General features: G+C 63.0%; 11 protein-coding genes. 9 read left to right on the top strand and 2 right to left on the bottom strand.

What is annotated here, in order from left to right; genetic code table 11:
- The first annotated feature begins 248 nt into the window (after window positions 1–248).
- The 3 genes from gspD to FJ942_RS08030 all read left to right on the top strand — a co-directional run bounded on the left by gspD (window position 249) and on the right by FJ942_RS08030 (window position 3,932).
- Window positions 249–2,393, top strand: coding sequence for a type II secretion system secretin GspD (gene gspD, locus FJ942_RS08040; RefSeq protein ID WP_224519202.1), 2,145 nt, complete (start codon window positions 249–251; stop codon window positions 2,391–2,393).
- Window positions 2,390–2,950 carry an A24 family peptidase gene (locus tag FJ942_RS08035; RefSeq protein ID WP_140500987.1) on the top strand — a complete coding sequence of 187 codons (561 nt, stop codon included), beginning with the start codon at window positions 2,390–2,392 and terminating at the stop codon, window positions 2,948–2,950. Before gspD ends, FJ942_RS08035 begins: the two co-directional genes overlap by 4 nt.
- Before the next feature lie 103 nt (window positions 2,951–3,053).
- Entirely contained in the window at window positions 3,054–3,932 is an 879-nt protein-coding gene (locus FJ942_RS08030) for a type II secretion system protein GspK (protein ID WP_181167615.1), read from the top strand.
- Window positions 3,933–4,017: 85 nt separating this feature from the next.
- Here the strand turns inward: FJ942_RS08030 and FJ942_RS08025 are convergent, their stop codons facing one another.
- The gene (locus FJ942_RS08025) at window positions 4,018–4,764 is read right to left on the bottom strand and encodes an SDR family oxidoreductase (RefSeq protein WP_140525786.1); all 747 of its coding nucleotides are present in this window, start codon (window positions 4,762–4,764) and stop codon (window positions 4,018–4,020) included.
- A 40-nt stretch (window positions 4,765–4,804) separates the two neighbouring features.
- On the bottom strand, window positions 4,805–5,932 hold the full coding sequence (locus FJ942_RS08020; RefSeq protein WP_181169859.1) for an iron-containing alcohol dehydrogenase: 1,128 nt from the start codon (window positions 5,930–5,932) through the stop codon (window positions 4,805–4,807).
- Window positions 5,933–6,402: 470 nt separating this feature from the next.
- Between FJ942_RS08020 and FJ942_RS08015 the strand changes: the two genes are divergently transcribed.
- From FJ942_RS08015 to FJ942_RS07990, 6 genes are all read left to right on the top strand, one after another.
- On the top strand, window positions 6,403–7,347 hold the full coding sequence (locus tag FJ942_RS08015) for a 2-hydroxyacid dehydrogenase (RefSeq protein WP_246679722.1): 945 nt from the start codon (window positions 6,403–6,405) through the stop codon (window positions 7,345–7,347).
- 262 nt (window positions 7,348–7,609) lie between these two features.
- On the top strand, window positions 7,610–8,581 hold the full coding sequence (locus tag FJ942_RS08010; RefSeq protein WP_140500993.1) for a cupin domain-containing protein: 972 nt from the start codon (window positions 7,610–7,612) through the stop codon (window positions 8,579–8,581).
- A gap of 306 nt (window positions 8,582–8,887) precedes the next feature.
- The gene (locus tag FJ942_RS08005) at window positions 8,888–9,886 is read left to right on the top strand and encodes a TRAP transporter substrate-binding protein (protein ID WP_140500995.1); all 999 of its coding nucleotides are present in this window, start codon (window positions 8,888–8,890) and stop codon (window positions 9,884–9,886) included.
- 224 nt (window positions 9,887–10,110) lie between these two features.
- Complete coding sequence (locus FJ942_RS08000; protein ID WP_140897461.1) at window positions 10,111–12,276, top strand: hypothetical protein; 2,166 nt, start codon at window positions 10,111–10,113, stop codon at window positions 12,274–12,276.
- 75 nt (window positions 12,277–12,351) lie between these two features.
- On the top strand, window positions 12,352–14,532 hold the full coding sequence (locus tag FJ942_RS07995; RefSeq protein ID WP_140897460.1) for a hypothetical protein: 2,181 nt from the start codon (window positions 12,352–12,354) through the stop codon (window positions 14,530–14,532).
- Between the two features lie 183 nt (window positions 14,533–14,715).
- The gene (locus FJ942_RS07990) at window positions 14,716–15,297 is read left to right on the top strand and encodes a curli assembly protein CsgF (RefSeq protein WP_210243341.1); all 582 of its coding nucleotides are present in this window, start codon (window positions 14,716–14,718) and stop codon (window positions 15,295–15,297) included.
- The last annotated feature ends 48 nt before the right edge of the window (window positions 15,298–15,345 follow it).

Genomic DNA, 15,345 nt, shown 5'->3' with positions numbered 1-15,345 from the left:
GAATCGCGGCATAAGTTCGAGTTCTTCACCTACCTCGGGCTGACCGAGGTCGACGAGGTGTACGGTGTCCAAGCGGGAAGCAGAAAGCGTGCCTTGTGGTTTTCAAGCGTCATAGAACGGTACTTTCCCGAGGCGCCGGGCGTAGGCTTGGGTTGGGTGTGTAGGTGAGCGTAGGTCGGCAAGGCAGTGCCCCAAATGCCTGTTCCGTGTGGGTTCGCAGAGGCGCGGCGGCCTGCCTCTTGGCGGTAGTGGCCGCGTGTACCTCCACTGGTGATTATCTTGGAGACGTTGCCGCGCGGCCGGATGCCCTGGACAAGGTCGCGAACGCAGATTTGAGTGCGCGCAAACCTTCCGGCGGCGGTTTTCTGTCGAGGCTCGGCTTCGGCCGCACGCAGAACAACCGGCAGGGTGAAGTATACTACGGATACCAACAGCAGCTGACTGCCGGCGAGCGCAAGTCGCTCGAGCGGCTGAGCGGCGAAAAGTTCGAGGTCAACCTCGAGGAGGCCGAGATCAAAGTCGCGGCCCGCACGGTGCTGGGCGAGGTGCTGGGGATCAGCTACTCGCTCGACCCCAGAATCGCGGGCAAGGTATCGATCACGACGTCGAAGCCTACGCCGGCCGCGGAAATCCTCACCATGTTCGAGTCCGCGCTGCACAGCAGCGGCGTGGCCATGATGCGCGAAAGCGACCGTCTGCGGCTGATACCTGCGAACGAAGCGTTCGGAGCCGCCCAACTCGATCCGGGCACCACCATCCAGCCTGGCTACGCCGTCACGGTGTTTCCCCTGAAAAACGTTTCCGCCAGCACGATCCTGCCGCTGCTCGAAAACTTCGTCGCCCGTCCCGGCATGGTGCGCGAGGATCCCAGCCGCAACGCGCTGATCTTCCAGGGGACGGCGGCGGAGCGGACTGCGGCGATCGAAGCAGCGCGCTCTTTCGACCAGGACTGGCTGGCCGACCAGTCAGTCGGCATTTTCCCTGTCAACAATTCCAGCGCGGCCACCATGATGCCCGAGCTGACCCGCGTGCTCGACATCGGGGAGGGCGGTCGCGGACGCAACACGATCAGGGTCGAGCCGATCGAGCGCAGCAATGCGATTCTGGTGGTGGCGAAGACGCGCAACCAGTTGCAGCGCGCGGCGAGCTGGATCGAGCGGCTCGACCGGATCGACGCGTCTGCCTCCAATTTGCGGGTGTACAAGGTCCAGCACCTGGAGCCACGGCGCCTTGCATCGATGGTCAACGAAATATTCAACGGCGCCCCGGCATCGTCGGCTTCAGAAGACCCGGCCTCGCAGTTTCCGCCCGGCTCGCAGGCTGACGGCCAGAATCAGGGCGCAAACGGTTCGCAGGCGGCCACTGCGACGCCGGATCAGCGCATGGCGGATAGCCTGCCGGCCCCCGCTGGCGAAACCGACCAGCCTATCCCGGGCGGTGGTGGGTCGCAAAGCGGCGTGCGCATCGCCGCGAACCCCGAAAACAACACCATTCTCATCTACGGGCGGCCCGACCAGCAACGGCTGATCGAACAGGCGATCACCGCACTCGACCGGCCGCAAGAGCAGGTCGCTATCGAAGCGACGATAGCCGAGGTCACCCTGACCAACGAGCTGCGCTATGGCGTGCAGTTCTTCCTGAAATCCAATGATATCGGCGTGGGCGGCAACCACGGATCGGTCGGTCTGTTCCAGGAAGCCAGCAAGGCCGTGCTGTCGCGAACGCTTCCGGGCTTCAACCTGCTGCTTGGCCCCGACACCGAGCCGCGCGTTGTCATCGATGCGCTGCGCGGCGTTACCGAGGTCAAGGTGCTTTCCTCGCCCTCGGTAGTGGTGCTCGACAACAAACCCGCCTTGCTGCAGGTCGGTGATGAAATACCGATCGTCACCCGCACCGCGCAGTCCGTCACCGATCCCGAAGCGCCGGTCGTCAACAACGTCGAGTTCCGCGATACCGGCGTGATCCTGAAGGTTCTGCCCCGGATCACCGGGAACGGCACGATCAGCCTCGTCATCGAACAGGAGATCAGCTCGGTCCAGCGCAGCCAGGCCCAGTCCCTGACGCCGACCATATCGCAACGAAAGGTCAGCTCGACCGTATCGGTCACCAGCGGCCAGACCGTGATGCTCGGCGGACTGATCAGCGAACGCCAGCAGCGCGGCCGCGACGGTGTGCCGGTGCTTGGCGATCTGCCCGTCATCGGCGACGCCTTCCGGAGCAACCAGAACTCCGCGACGCGGACGGAGCTGATCATCCTGATCCGGCCTCAGGTCATGAAGGACGGCATGGATGCGCAACATGTGGCGGAGGAGATGCGGTCGCAATTGCGGCTGATGAACGAGCCATCCAGAAACGTGCCGCTTCGGCGGCCGGCCAAGACGATGATCGAATGAAGATTCTGAGGGCGCGGCGTCGGTCTACCGCCGCCGTCGCAGTCGCGCTCGCCGCCGCTACCGTGCCGGCTGTCATCGGAAGCCCCGCATTCGTCGTCGCTTCGGCGCTTGCGCTATGCCTTCTGGCCGCGGCAATCGCGGTCCATGATCTTGCGTCTTTGCTCATTCCTGACCGCTACACGGCCGGCATCTTGGTCGTCGCGCTCGCCGACTGGTGGTTCGAGGCGAGCGATTTCGCCGCGCTGGCCTGGCGCATCGGGCCGGGGGGCGTCCTGATGCTCCTGCTGTGTCTGTTCGACGTCGCGTATGGGAGGCTGCGCGGCCGCGACGGCATAGGCTTCGGCGACATCAAGCTGATCGGTGTATCCACCGTCTTGGCCGGGCTGGCCGGCGTCGGCGCCCAGATCCTGCTTGCTTCGGTCGCGGCTTTCATCTTCAGCATCATCCGCGCGGTTCGCTTGCGCCGCCCGCTCCGTGCCGCGGCGCGCGTTCCGTTCGGAACGTTCCTCGCGCCGGCACTGGTCATCATCTGGGCGTGGCTGCCCGCCGCATGGTGATCACATTGCTTGAGCCGGGGAGCGAAGTCTTGATTTCGACGCGATCGTGGCGTCACCTTTCGTGGCGAAGCATGGGGCCGAAATGGGTCTTGCGGCAGTGGGCATGAACTCGGCAACGACCCGGCGAGGTGCAATCCTCGTCAGCGTCCTGTGGATCATGATTTTTCTGGGATTCCTTGCCGTCATACTTCGCGTGCAGATGACCGGGGTCGTGGCCAGTGTGCGCGTCACGGAAGACAAGGCGTCGGCGCGCATTCTGGCGGAAGCCGGGCTGTCGCAGGCCGCGGCCGAGATCCGCGCTGGCCCGCCCGACAGTGTGGGCAAGCTGAGCGATCAGATTTCGTCCACGATCACCCTGCCGGCCGGGGTCGCTTCCATCTCTGCGAGAAATGAAGCATTGCGGATCGATCTCAACACCGCCGAGCGGCCGCTGATCGTTGGCGCGTTGCGAGCCGCCGGCGCCGCTCCCGGAACCGCGGAGGATCTGGCGACAAAGATCATCGGCCACCGCGCCCGGCCGACTCCGGCGAACGGACAGCCGGCCGGTTCCGCTCCGCAGCAGGCTGGAAACGACACAAAGCTGTTTCAGACGGTCTCCGAATTGGCCGCCTTCCCGGGAATAACGCCCGACATGGCCATCGCCATCGAACCCTATGTCACCGTCTCCTCCGGATTGGCCGGCGTTCGCCTGGAAGCGCTCGATGATGGACTGCTGGGCGACATTCCTGGCCTGCCGCCGTCGGTGCGAAAGGCGATCAAGGATTTCCACGCCGGCCGTCTGTCGCGCGAGCAACTCGATCAGTCGCTGGCGGGGGTGACCTTCAACACACTGAAGCCGGCACCGAGCTGGCGCGTCGATCTCAGGACGACCCTGCGGTCCGGCTACAGCGAATCTTTCGAGGCATTGATACTTGTATCGAACGCGGACGAGGCACCTTACAGAGTGCTTGACTGGCGTCGCGCGGCAATTGAGCTGGAATGAATGCCCGTGGATGGGGCGCGACTGGTCTCAGCAGGAGTGCCAGGCCAGCCTGGCACTCCCAGCGGAATATCCCGACCGCGGAGCATCAGAGCCCCCCGGACACCGTGATCAGGGTGCCTGTCATGAACCCCGCGCCAGGAGACGCAAGCATCAGGGCCGCGCGCGCGATGTCTTCAGGCTCCGCGATGCGCCCCATGGGGGTTGCCGCCGCAATCCTGGCTGGTCGCTCGGGGTTTCCGCCTTGTGTGTGTATCCGCGTGTTGGTGGTCCCGACACGTATGGCATTCACACGGATGCCCTCCGGCGCCAGTTCTTTCCCCGCGCCGATGGAGATGGATTCCACTGCACCCTTGCTTGCGGCATAATGCACATATTCGTTCGGGCTGCCGAGGAAGGCGGCGAGCGAAGACATGTTGATAATCGTCCCGCCTCTGCCGCCCTTGCGGTTGGACATGCGTTTCGCGGCTTCCTGTATACAGTACATGACGGCGAAGACGTTGGTCCTGAAGGTGTTTTCCAGCACCGCGGGCTGCAACTCATCGATTCTGCAGGCTTTCCCAATGATCCCGGCATTATTAACCAGGCAGGTCACTCGCCCCAGTGCATCGTCGCAGGCACTGAACAGGGCCTCGATGTCCTCCCTCTTGCCCACGTCTCCCTGTACCGCGATGGCGCGGGCGCCTGCGGCGTTGCAGTGCTCAACGACTTCGGATGCAGCGGCAGCATCCGAAAGATAGTTTATGCAAACATCGTAGCCTTCAACGGCGAACAGCCGCGCCGTTGCGGCACCGATGCCGTGGCTTGCGCCCGTTACGATCACGATCGGTCTCACGGAATTACCTCCTCGCTCCTCCTTTGAGGGCATTCGCAGCCTAGAAAACGGTCTCAAGGATCGCGGCGTAGTCTTCCTTGGTCAGCGAACGTGGATTTGTGGGATGGCTGTGGTCTGCAATGGCTCGCTCACACACCCAATCGATGACGTGCCGGGGAACCCCCAGTTCGGACAATCTGGGCGTAATGCCAAGACTACTGTTCAACCCGTCCAGTGCATCTGCGAGCGTTGTATGTTCAAGTCCCGCCAGGCGCTCGAGGTAGTCGACCTTCTGAGCCACGGCTTGAACTTCCACGTTCCACCGAAGGACGGTCGGCATCAGGATGGCGTTGAGCGTCCCATGATGGAGCTTAGCCTCCTTGAGACCGCCCAATGCATGGCTAAGCGCATGGACGGCGCCAAGCCCCTTCTGAAACGTCATGCCCCCTTCGAGGGCACCCATCATGAGTTCGGTCCGCGCCTCCGCGTTCGCGCCGTCTGCGTAGGCGACAGGCAAAGCCTTCCATATCCGTTGGAAGCCGTCGGTGGCAATTGCCTCGGCAGGCGGATTATAGCGGGGGGAAAGATACGTCTCGATACAATGCGACAGTGCGTCGAGCCCTGTCGAGGCCGTCAGAGCCGGGGGGAGCCCCATCGTCAACCCCGGGTCACAGATCGCCCTGCGCGGGATGAGGTGCGGGCTGATAAATCCGAGCTTCCGGCCGTCATCCAGTGTAATCAGTGCCGCGCGTCCAACTTCGGACCCCGTACCCGCCGTTGTCGGGATGGCCACAAGCGGCGCTACCGCGCCAGTGATGCGTGCCACCCCGCCCAGGATCGCTGCATAACGCTCAAGTTCACCATCGTGCGTGGCAAGCAGCGCCACGCCCTTGGCCAGGTCGATCGGAGAGCCTCCGCCAATCGCCACTACCCCATCGCAGCCGCCTTGCCTGTATAGCGCGAGACCGGCAGCAACTGCGCTCTCAGTCGGGTTGGAGGGAACGTCCAGGAAGATCGGCGCTGTTCTCAGGAACTCGAATACCGGACGCTCAAGCAAACCAGCGGATTTGATGCCGTGATCGCTGATCACCAAAGGGCGGGACACGCCGAGTTCGTCCAAAATTTCTGCCAGTGACTCGGCTGCTCCAAGCCCGAAATTGATATTTGTAAGGTAGTTTATATTGTTCACGCTGCCACTCTCCTTGACATTCCGCACATGCATCGCTGCAGCCACCGTCTGGCATTCGGCACATTTCGTGCAGCCGGTGAATGCGACGTGCGACCTTTTTGGAATCGCTCCGTCCATAATATGGACAATCTGCCCAAGCATTAGGTGGAACGGCACACTTGTCAAGCTCCACCTTGTGGTTGCGGCGTTCCCGCCATCTTGACAAAGAGGTTGCAGGCCCCTATCAGAATTTTGGACAAACTGACCACAATATGGTCACATCGATGACGACCTTGGAGGACATGGTACAGGAACCGCTGACATGCCGATTGCGCCGGAGGAACTGGCCAGCCGCCGCGAACTCGAAGCCAAAATCAAGTCCGCGGCTCACTATCGGCGCATTGCGCAATCCAAAGGCCTCCCGTGCGAAAACCCTGATTCACCTGCGGCCATTCGTGCCGGCAGTGACACCCCGAACCGGAGGAAAGCCTTTGTCGAAACCCGCCGCCACCGTGTTGATACCAGGCTGGATGCACGAGCATGCCCGCTGCATGCTCGGAACGCATTTCAGCCTGGTCGAAACCCCTGACTGTGACATTCACGCCCATCTGTCCCCGGAGGTGCGGGCGTCAATTCGTGGCGTGGCCTGTCGCGCCACAATCGATCGGCAGTTCATAGACGCCCTTCCCAACCTTGAGATCATCGCCAGCTACGGCGTCGGCTACGACGCGGTGGATGCTGCCTACGCACGCAGCAAGAACGTCGTCGTCACGAACACCCCTGATGTCCTGAACGAGGAGGTCGCCGATCTCACGTTGGGGCTCCTTATCAGCGTCGTGCGCGAGATACCCAAGGCGGCAGCCTTCGTTCGCGGGGGTCGGTGGAAAGCATCCGACTACCCGCTTAGCCGTCTGACACTGCGGAACCGCAGGGTCGGCATCTACGGAATGGGGCGGATCGGTCGCTGCATTGCCCGACGAATTGAAGCGTTTGGGCTTCCTGTTGGCTATCACAGCCGGCGCCCGGCGGAGGGGGTTGCGTACGACTACTTTCCTTCACTGCTGGAACTTGCCAGTGCCGTCGATGTACTCATCTCCATCGTGCCGGGCGACCTGTCGACCGCAAACAGCGTGAATGCCGAGGTGCTGTCCGCCCTCGGGCCCGAGGGCGTGTTCATCAATGTAGGCCGCGGAACCGTCGTGGACGAGGATGCACTGATCGGCGCCCTGCGCACAGCAGCCATTGCGGCGGCCGGCCTCGACGTGCTCGCGGATGAACCCAATGTCTCCGAAGACCTGCTGGCGCTCGATAACCTGACGATCCTGCCGCATATCGGGTCCGCGTCGGTCAGTACGCGCACCGCAATGGCGGACCTCGTGGCCCAGAACGTGATCGCCTGGTTCCAGAGTGGAGCGGCGATCACACCCGTACCCTAGACAGCCTCCGATCAGCCGCCGAGGCCTCCTGCACTGTCAGCGGACGTTATGATCCATGCACGTTAACCCAACAGGCAAGCATCCGATCGACAGGCCCTGAAGCGCCGCGGTGAGGCGTTGACAACCCATTAATAGTCTGCCCAATATGCATTGTTGGACATCGCGTCCACATTGTGGATTTTTCTGATCGGTCGATGCTTGGGGTTTCGGTCAGATTCGCGGTGTCACCATCGGTCAAGCAGAAAACGGAGGAGTGACTCTCATGAACCTATGGAAAGGCGGATTGGCCGTGGTGGCCGCGCTGGCGATCGGGGCGGTATCGTCCACCGCGGCGCTCGCACAGACGGTGTTCACCTGGACGCCAAAGCCGGTGGCGCTGGCACCATACAAGGCCCCGAACAAGCCACACACGACGATAGCCGACGTGCGCGCCAAGATTTCTCCCGCCAATCAGTCCAAGACTTGGCACCAGGAGATCGTCAGCGACGCGCACCTGCGGGCTTCATGGGTTCAGTTGGCGGTCGGTGATCAGTCGCCGGCCATGTTCATATCGGATACCCGCGCGGCCTTCATTGTCTGGGAAGGTTCGGTCGAGTTCACGATCGGGAGCGAGGCGCCGTTTACGGCCACCAAAGGCTTTATGGTCCAGGTTCCCGCGCGTACGCAGTTCCAGATGAAGAACGTCGGCGCGGTGCCGTCCTTGCACTTCGAGGTCTTCACCGCGGACGCCAAGATCACTTACCCGCAGGCGGCGGCAACCTTGCCTAAGCCGCAGCCGGGGATGACCTGGGCGTTGACGCGACAGGATCCGGGTGCAGAAGCCCTTGGGACGGGCAATTCTACTTTCAGGGATTTCCTTGCTTCGCCCTCGGGCGGCGCATTCGTAACCGCCCCTGGCTTGTTCGTTAACGCCATCCGCGGCCAGGCGTTCAACTGCAATATGCAGTCCCCCACGGCGCTCGGACACAGGCACATCAACTATGGTGAATTCTGGTTCATCATGGAAGGTCAGATCCAATACAACCTCGAAGGCCTGCCGGGCTTCGTCTCGGAGGCCGGCGACATTGTCTATGTCCCGGCCGGCCGGTGGCACTCGGCGGCGAACTATTGTCCGGGGAGTGACACGCGGATTGCCATCAATCCCTTCCCGACCGGTACGCATAACTGGCCGCCGACTGCCAGCCAGCCCAACCCACCGATGCCCCCGATCTCGGGCAAGGGATGGCTTGATTGATGTTGCCGGTGGCCCGTCCTCATCGTGAGGGCGGGCCGTTGGTCTGACCTGACTTTGGCGCGGGGGAGCATCGGCCGGGGTGTATTCGCGGGGGCGCGTTCATCGTGGCCGTAGAATTGATCACACCGCCCGTCGGAGGCTCGTCGGCGCCGTAGCAGAAGCGGCGTACCGTCCGCTTCAGCAGCCAGGGACGCCATATCGTTAGTCTTGGCCGAATAGGCCATTCTCGTACCGCCGGTCCTGTTCCTTAGTGGTTGCAGTTCCTGCATTCTGGTTCCTTTGAACCAATTCTTGGGAGGTTGAACTATGAAGAAAGTATTGTTTCTGACTGCGGCGCTGCTGGGAGGGATCTTGGCCGCCGCTCCGGCCATGGCTCAGAACCCGCGCCTGGGCTACGTGCCTACGGAAGACCATCCGGTCGGACAGGCTTCGCGCTATTTTGCGAAGCTGGTGGAAGAGAAGACGGGCGGGCGCATCAAGATCGACACGTTCGGAAATGGCGTGCTCGGCAGCGAGCCCGAGATGCAGGCGTCGGTTCAGGCCGGCTTCATCGATATCATGGTTGGCCCCACGCCCAACCTGGTCGGCGTCGTTCCGCAATTCATGATCTACGATCTTCCGTTTTTCTACAAGGACTTCGCCGCGGTCGATGCCGTCATGGACGGCGCGGTCGGCGAGCAGCTGTTTGCACAACTGAAGGAAAAGACCGGCATCGTCGGTCTGGCGTGGTGGGACAACGGCTTCCGCCACATGACCAACAAGGTTCGTCCCGTCAAAACGGTGGACGATATGGCAGGGATCAACATCCGCGTCATACCCAACCCGTTGTTCATTGCGACCTGGACGGCTTTGGGAACCAATCCGACGCCGCTTCCTTGGCCTGAGCTGTACAGCGCGCTCGAAAATGGCGCCGTCGATGCCCAGGAGACGCCGTACGCTCTTATCTACACCGCAAGGTTCTATGAGGTGCAGAAGTATCTGACCAAGACGGGCCATGTCTATACGCCGTTTGTTCTTCTCGCGAGCCAGAAATGGTTTGGCAGCCTCTCCGAGGAGGACAAGGCAGCCGTCATGGAAGCTGCGAAGGAATCGGCAGCCTTCCAACGGGATCTTTCTCGCAAGGAGGCAGGGAAATTGGAGGCGGAGCTCGCGGCGAAGGGCTTCGAGATTTCCCAACCCACGCCTGAAGCGCTCGCAGCCATGACCGAACGCGTTGCGCCTGTCGTGAAAGAGTACAGCGAAAAGATCGGCGTCGATCTGGTCGAGCAGGCGCGCGCCGCTATGGCGGCAGTTGCCAAGCCGTAGAGGTCTTATGACGCCGGAGCCAGGTTCGCCTGCTCCGGCGTCCATTTGCAGAAGCATGGTGCGTCTATTCAGTTTGAAGCCGCAAGCAGTGTGCGCGGCTTAGGACACGTTGCAGACGCCAAGGTTCAACAAATTGACGGTGTCCCCGCGCTCCAATCCGGCTTCCGGCATCCGGGCGCGACCGGCATCGATATCTCTCAAACCTCTAGTTGGGGATAACCAAAATGAAGAAGACCGCACTACTCTCATCCAAACGTTTCGCTTCGACACTTCTGGCCGCGACGGCGATGGCGCTGGTGTCTGCGCCGGCCTGGGCCGACGACAACTTCGCTAACGTCTCGCAGACGGGCGGCGGCAACACCGGCATGGTGGTGCAGGGTCCCGGCGACGAGAACGAAGTCGGCACCGCGACCGACGCGGCCAGCCAGAACGGCTCGGGCAACAGCCTCGACGTCGGGCAGGCCGGCAACCGCAACCAGGTGGGTACCCGCGGCACCGGCCTCGACCAGACCGGCGACGGCAATGTGCTGGTCATCGACCAGCTTTCCGACGGCAACCGCGTCAACCAGATCAACCAGGGCAGCGCAAGCGGCTCGGGGACGCTCAACAGCGCGACCGTCACCCAGCAGACCGCTTCGGGCGAGCCGGTGGATGGGCTCTCCACCGTCACCGGCATCGCACAGACGCATGTCTCGGGTGCTGCCAACACTGTGGCGATCACCCAGACCAGCGAAGGCGCCGGCGGCAACATCATCGGCACCGGCAACGCTGACTCCGTCAGCGGCGGAGTCACGCAGACCGGCGGCGGCAACGACGCCAACCTGAGTCAGACCGGGGCAGGCAACCGCATCGGCGCCTCGGTCCAGGACGGTCAGGGCAATGCGACGGCCATGAGCCAGGACGGCGACGGCAACGCGATCGACGGATCGCAGGTCGGCGATGGCAACACCGCGGACGCGTCGCAGGTCGGCAACTCGAACGGCACGACCGGCTTCGGCACCTTCGTCACCACCTCGTCCTCGGTGACGCAGGGCCTGATCAAGCAGGAAGGCAACGGCAACAGCCTGCTGCTCGACATTCTCGGTGACGGCAACCAGTTCGGCATCGACCAGTCCGGCTCGGGGAACGACGCGGTGGCTCGGGCGACCGGCAACGCCAACGAGTTCGCGGTGGGCCAGACGGGCGACGCGAATATCGGTCGGATCGCGATCGGAGACCGGGACGGCGCCAGCGACGAGAACCTGGTGGTCCTGAACCAGGACACCGGCTCCTCGTTCGGCAATGACGCCGAGATCCTGGTCGACGGAAACGGCAACACGGTGTCGGTCGATCAGCTCGGCGCGACCGGCTACAATGATGCGGGCGTCGACATCCAGGGCGACGACAACGACGTGGCTGTCGACCAGAACGGCAGCAATCAGGGCGACGTGTACGTCGTAGGAAACGCCAACGACGCAACGCTGGACCAGGACGGAGCCGTCAACAGCGCGCTGCTCGAGATCATCGGGCACGACAACGAGTTCGACGGTGACCAGTCCGGCGATTACAACGAGGCGACGGCGCGGGCGACCGGCAACGCCAACGACGTCACGATGAGCCAGACAGGAGGCACCAATATCGGCCAGATCCTGATCGGCGACCGGAACGGCGGCAGCGACGACAATGTCGTGGCTCTGAACCAGGACAGCGGCGCCTCGCTCGGCAATCAAGCCGAGATTCTCGTCGATGGAAACACCAACACGATTTCCGTCGACCAGCTCGGCGTGACCAGTCTCGATTACGGCAACAACGTGCTCGTCGACGTCTTCGGCGACACGAACCAGGTGACGGTCGACCAGGTCGGCAGGAACGAGGGCTTGGTGTCGGTGGTCGGAAACCTCAACACCGCATCGCTCGACCAGACCGCCGACTTCAACAACGGGCAGATCGAGATCCTCGGAGACAGCAACGAGCTGGCCGTGGTCCAGTCCGGCACGTTGAACGATGCGCTGGCTCTGGCGACCGGCAATGGCAACGAAGCGCTGATCAGCCAGATTGGCAGCTTCAACACGGCCCTCATCACCTTCCAGGGTGACACGAACGGCGCCAACGGCTTGACTGGCGTTGCGGGAGCTCTGGCCGGCAGTTCGGGCGGCCTCCTCGTGGCGGGCAGGGCTCTTCAGGACTCGTCCTCGGCCCTGACGGGGAACAGCCTGACCTATGAGGCCATCGGCAATCTGAACCAGTTCGCCTTTGCTCAGATCGGTGGCGGCAACTCCATCACCGGCCTCGTCGGCAACGCCGGCGCATCCGATGGAAACCAGGTCGCCGTGTTGCAGAACGGGTCGAACAACGTGACGTCGTTCACCCAGAACGGTGGCGGCTCGAACAGCCTCTCAGTCTCGCAGTAAGCACTATCGGCCGGGCGGGAAGCCGCCCGGCCGCCGTCTTCGAGCAACATTCAACCGCGTGACAGGGGTTACACGATGACATTCAAGCTGACACTTGCGACCACCACGGCGGTCGGACTTCTCATGGGGGCGGCACTCGCAGGCGAGAACGAGGCCTATATCGACCAGATCGGCGACGGTAACTCGGCCTCCATCGTCCAGGGCCAGTCGAACGGTTCAGCCGTCGGCAACAGAGCCGGACACACGACGCAGCGAATCCGGCAGGACGGCACCGACAACGAGCTGATCATCAACCAGACGCATGACTCGAACGTGAACAGCCCGCCGCGCAACCAGATCAACCGGGCAGGAGCGCCGGGCGACCAGGCGGGTCTTGGCATCGACCAGATCGGAAACTCCAACTATCTGCGAATCGATCAGACGGGTGCCAACCAGGCCGTCTTCGAGGTGCAGCAGAATGGCGGCACGTCTGCGACGACCTCTTCCAACAACGCAACGATCACCCAGAACGGCGGCTGGTCGGCACGCGTCTCCAACTTGCGGCAGACCTTCACCGGCGGCGCCGCGGACGGTTCCAACGACGTCACCATCGCCCAGACCGGCCAGTCTTCGCGCGTGGGCAACACCAGCAGCGGCCCGCGCAATGACGGCAGTGGCGCGCACCAGACCGGCTTCGGCAACCAGCTGACCGTCAACCAGACTGGCAATTCCCAGCTCGTCTACACGGCGACGCAGATCAACAGCGCCTCGAGCGGCGGCACGAACGTCGCGTCGGTGACCCAGGGCGGCGGCAATGGCAACCAGATTCGCGAGCTGAGCCAGACCAACACCGGCACCCTGGACAACACCGCGAGGCTGACCTTCTCGGGTGCCGGCAACGGGGTGACGTCCGGCGTCTTCACCGGGGTGGCGCTGGGCGTGGGGATCTCCCAGTCGCGCATTCGCCAGACCGGGGAAGGCAACGACCTGAGCTATGTCGCGACCGGCGACGGCAACCTGTTCGGCTTCGTCCAGGACGGGCTGGGTAACCGGATCGTCGGCACTGTGGACGGAAATGCCAATCAGGTCGCGGTATCGCAGGAAGGCGACGTCAACAGCGCCGAACTCGAGATCCGCGGAGACAGCAACCAGTTCGGCATTGCCCAGATTGGCGAGGCAAACGAGGCGCTGGCGTTTGCGAACGGCAACTCCAACGAACTTACACTGAGCCAGATCGGAATCGCCAATCTCGGCGAGGTCCTGATCGGATCCCGGACCGCCGGCAGCAGCGACGACAATGCGGTGGTCCTGAACCAGGACAGCCTCGCTTCGTTCGGCAATGTCGGCGAGATCGACGTCGACGGGAACGCCAACACGATTTCGCTCGACCAGCTGGGCGTGATCGGCAGCAACTACGGGACCGTCGACATTCTCGGCGACGAGAACGCCGTGGCGGTGGACCAGGACGGCAGCAATACGGGCGAGGTGTTCGTCACCGGAAACCTCAACGTCGTTTCGCTCGACCAGGAAGCCATCTCCTCCTTCGGTAATGAAGCCGGGATCCGCGTCGATGGAAACAGCAACAACCTTGTCGTCGATCAACTCGGCGCGGCCGGCTCCAACGAAGCGACAGTCGACATCCAGGGCGACCAGAACGACGTGGCGGTCGACCAGGAGGGCAGCAATACGGGCGGGATGGTCGTCACCGGAAACCTCAACGGCGCAACGCTCGCCCAGGACGGCGCCATCAACAGCGCGCTCATCGAGATCTACGGGGACGGCAACCAGTTCGACGTCGATCAGGACGGCACCTTCAACGACGCGGTGGCGCTGGCGAACGGCAATGCCAACGAGGTCACGCTGAGTCAGACAGGAGACGTGAATACCGGCTCTGTCGACATCTTCGGCGACCAGAACGATGTAGCGATCGACCAGAACGGCAGCTTCAATACGGTCAGCATGACCTTCCAGGGGGACTCGAACGGCAGTGGCAGCCTGACCGGCGCCGCGGGATTGCTGGTCAGCACGTCTGGCGGTCAACTCGTGGCGGGCAGGGCGCTTCAGGACTCGTCCTCGGCGCTGTCGGGCAACAGCCTGACCTATGACGTCGTCGGCAATCTGAACGAGTTCGCCTTCGCCCAGATCGGCGGCGGCAACACGATCGACGGGTCGGTCATGGGAACCGGCAACGAGGTCGCGATCGTCCAGGCGGGGAACAGCAACTATGCATCGTTCAGCCAGATCGGCAGCTCAAACAGCATCGGCGTCTCGCAGTAGGGTTGCCAGGCCGCCCCGCCAGCACGTCCCGTAAAAGCGCAGTGAGGCCGGGCGCAGGCGCAAATAGCGATCCTGCCATGTACGTTGGGGAAAAGCGGCAGGGTGGCGGAAACGGTGCCTGGAAGTGTTTGCAAGAAACGCCGTTATGGCGGTTTTCATTCGCAAGGTGTTGGGGGAGATGAGATGATGAAGACTGCTTGTGCGGCGCTTCTGACCGCTGGCGTTGTTCTGGCTGCCGCGGGCGGTTCGGTCGCTCAGGATATGGTTTACACTCCGGTCAACCCCTCCTTCGGCGGCAGCCCGCTGAATTCGTCTCACCTGCTCGGCCTCGCCAACGCCCAGCGTACGGCCACGGCCCGCACGCCAGGCCCGGGCACGGATTCGACGGATCCGAGCGATCCGGGCTCCACCGACGCGGACCTCTTCATCCGCCAGCTCCAGAGCCGCCTGCTTTCGGGGCTCGCGAATCAGGTTACCGAGGCGATCTTCGGTGACAATCCCCAGGACTCGGGTACGGTCCGTTTCGGTGAGACGACCGTCACCTTCGAGCGGACCGTCGATTCGATCCGGCTGATCATCACTGACCCGACCGGCGTCACCGAGATCGTGGTGCCCCTGCTGGTCGCGACAAACAACACCGTGAATTCCCTCATGCAGGGCGCTGGTGGCCTGGAGTCGGGCAACGCTCTGTCCGGCGGATTGAACACCGGCGCCCTGAGCGGCGACCTGACGTCGAGCACGTCGCTCAGCCCGGGGCTCAATTGATTTCGATGCGGGATGGATCAGTGCGAGTGCGGGCAGCGGCCTCACGGG

Origin of the sequence: Mesorhizobium sp. B2-4-2, assembly GCF_006442845.1 — a bacterium.
Taxonomy (GTDB): domain Bacteria; phylum Pseudomonadota; class Alphaproteobacteria; order Rhizobiales; family Rhizobiaceae; genus Mesorhizobium.
The sequence above is the reverse complement of the archived record's forward strand: the minus strand, read 5'-3'. Positions and strand labels throughout refer to the sequence as shown.

Coding starts and splice junctions, on each gene's coding strand:
- FJ942_RS08010 (WP_140500993.1), top strand. CDS start 7,610: ATGAACCTATGGAAAGGCGGATTGGCCGTGGTGGCCGCGCTGGCGATC.
- FJ942_RS08000 (WP_140897461.1), top strand. CDS start 10,111: ATGAAGAAGACCGCACTACTCTCATCCAAACGTTTCGCTTCGACACTT.
- FJ942_RS08030 (WP_181167615.1), top strand. CDS start 3,054: ATGAACTCGGCAACGACCCGGCGAGGTGCAATCCTCGTCAGCGTCCTG.
- FJ942_RS08035 (WP_140500987.1), top strand. CDS start 2,390: ATGAAGATTCTGAGGGCGCGGCGTCGGTCTACCGCCGCCGTCGCAGTC.
- FJ942_RS07990 (WP_210243341.1), top strand. CDS start 14,716: ATGATGAAGACTGCTTGTGCGGCGCTTCTGACCGCTGGCGTTGTTCTG.
- FJ942_RS08005 (WP_140500995.1), top strand. CDS start 8,888: ATGAAGAAAGTATTGTTTCTGACTGCGGCGCTGCTGGGAGGGATCTTG.
- FJ942_RS07995 (WP_140897460.1), top strand. CDS start 12,352: ATGACATTCAAGCTGACACTTGCGACCACCACGGCGGTCGGACTTCTC.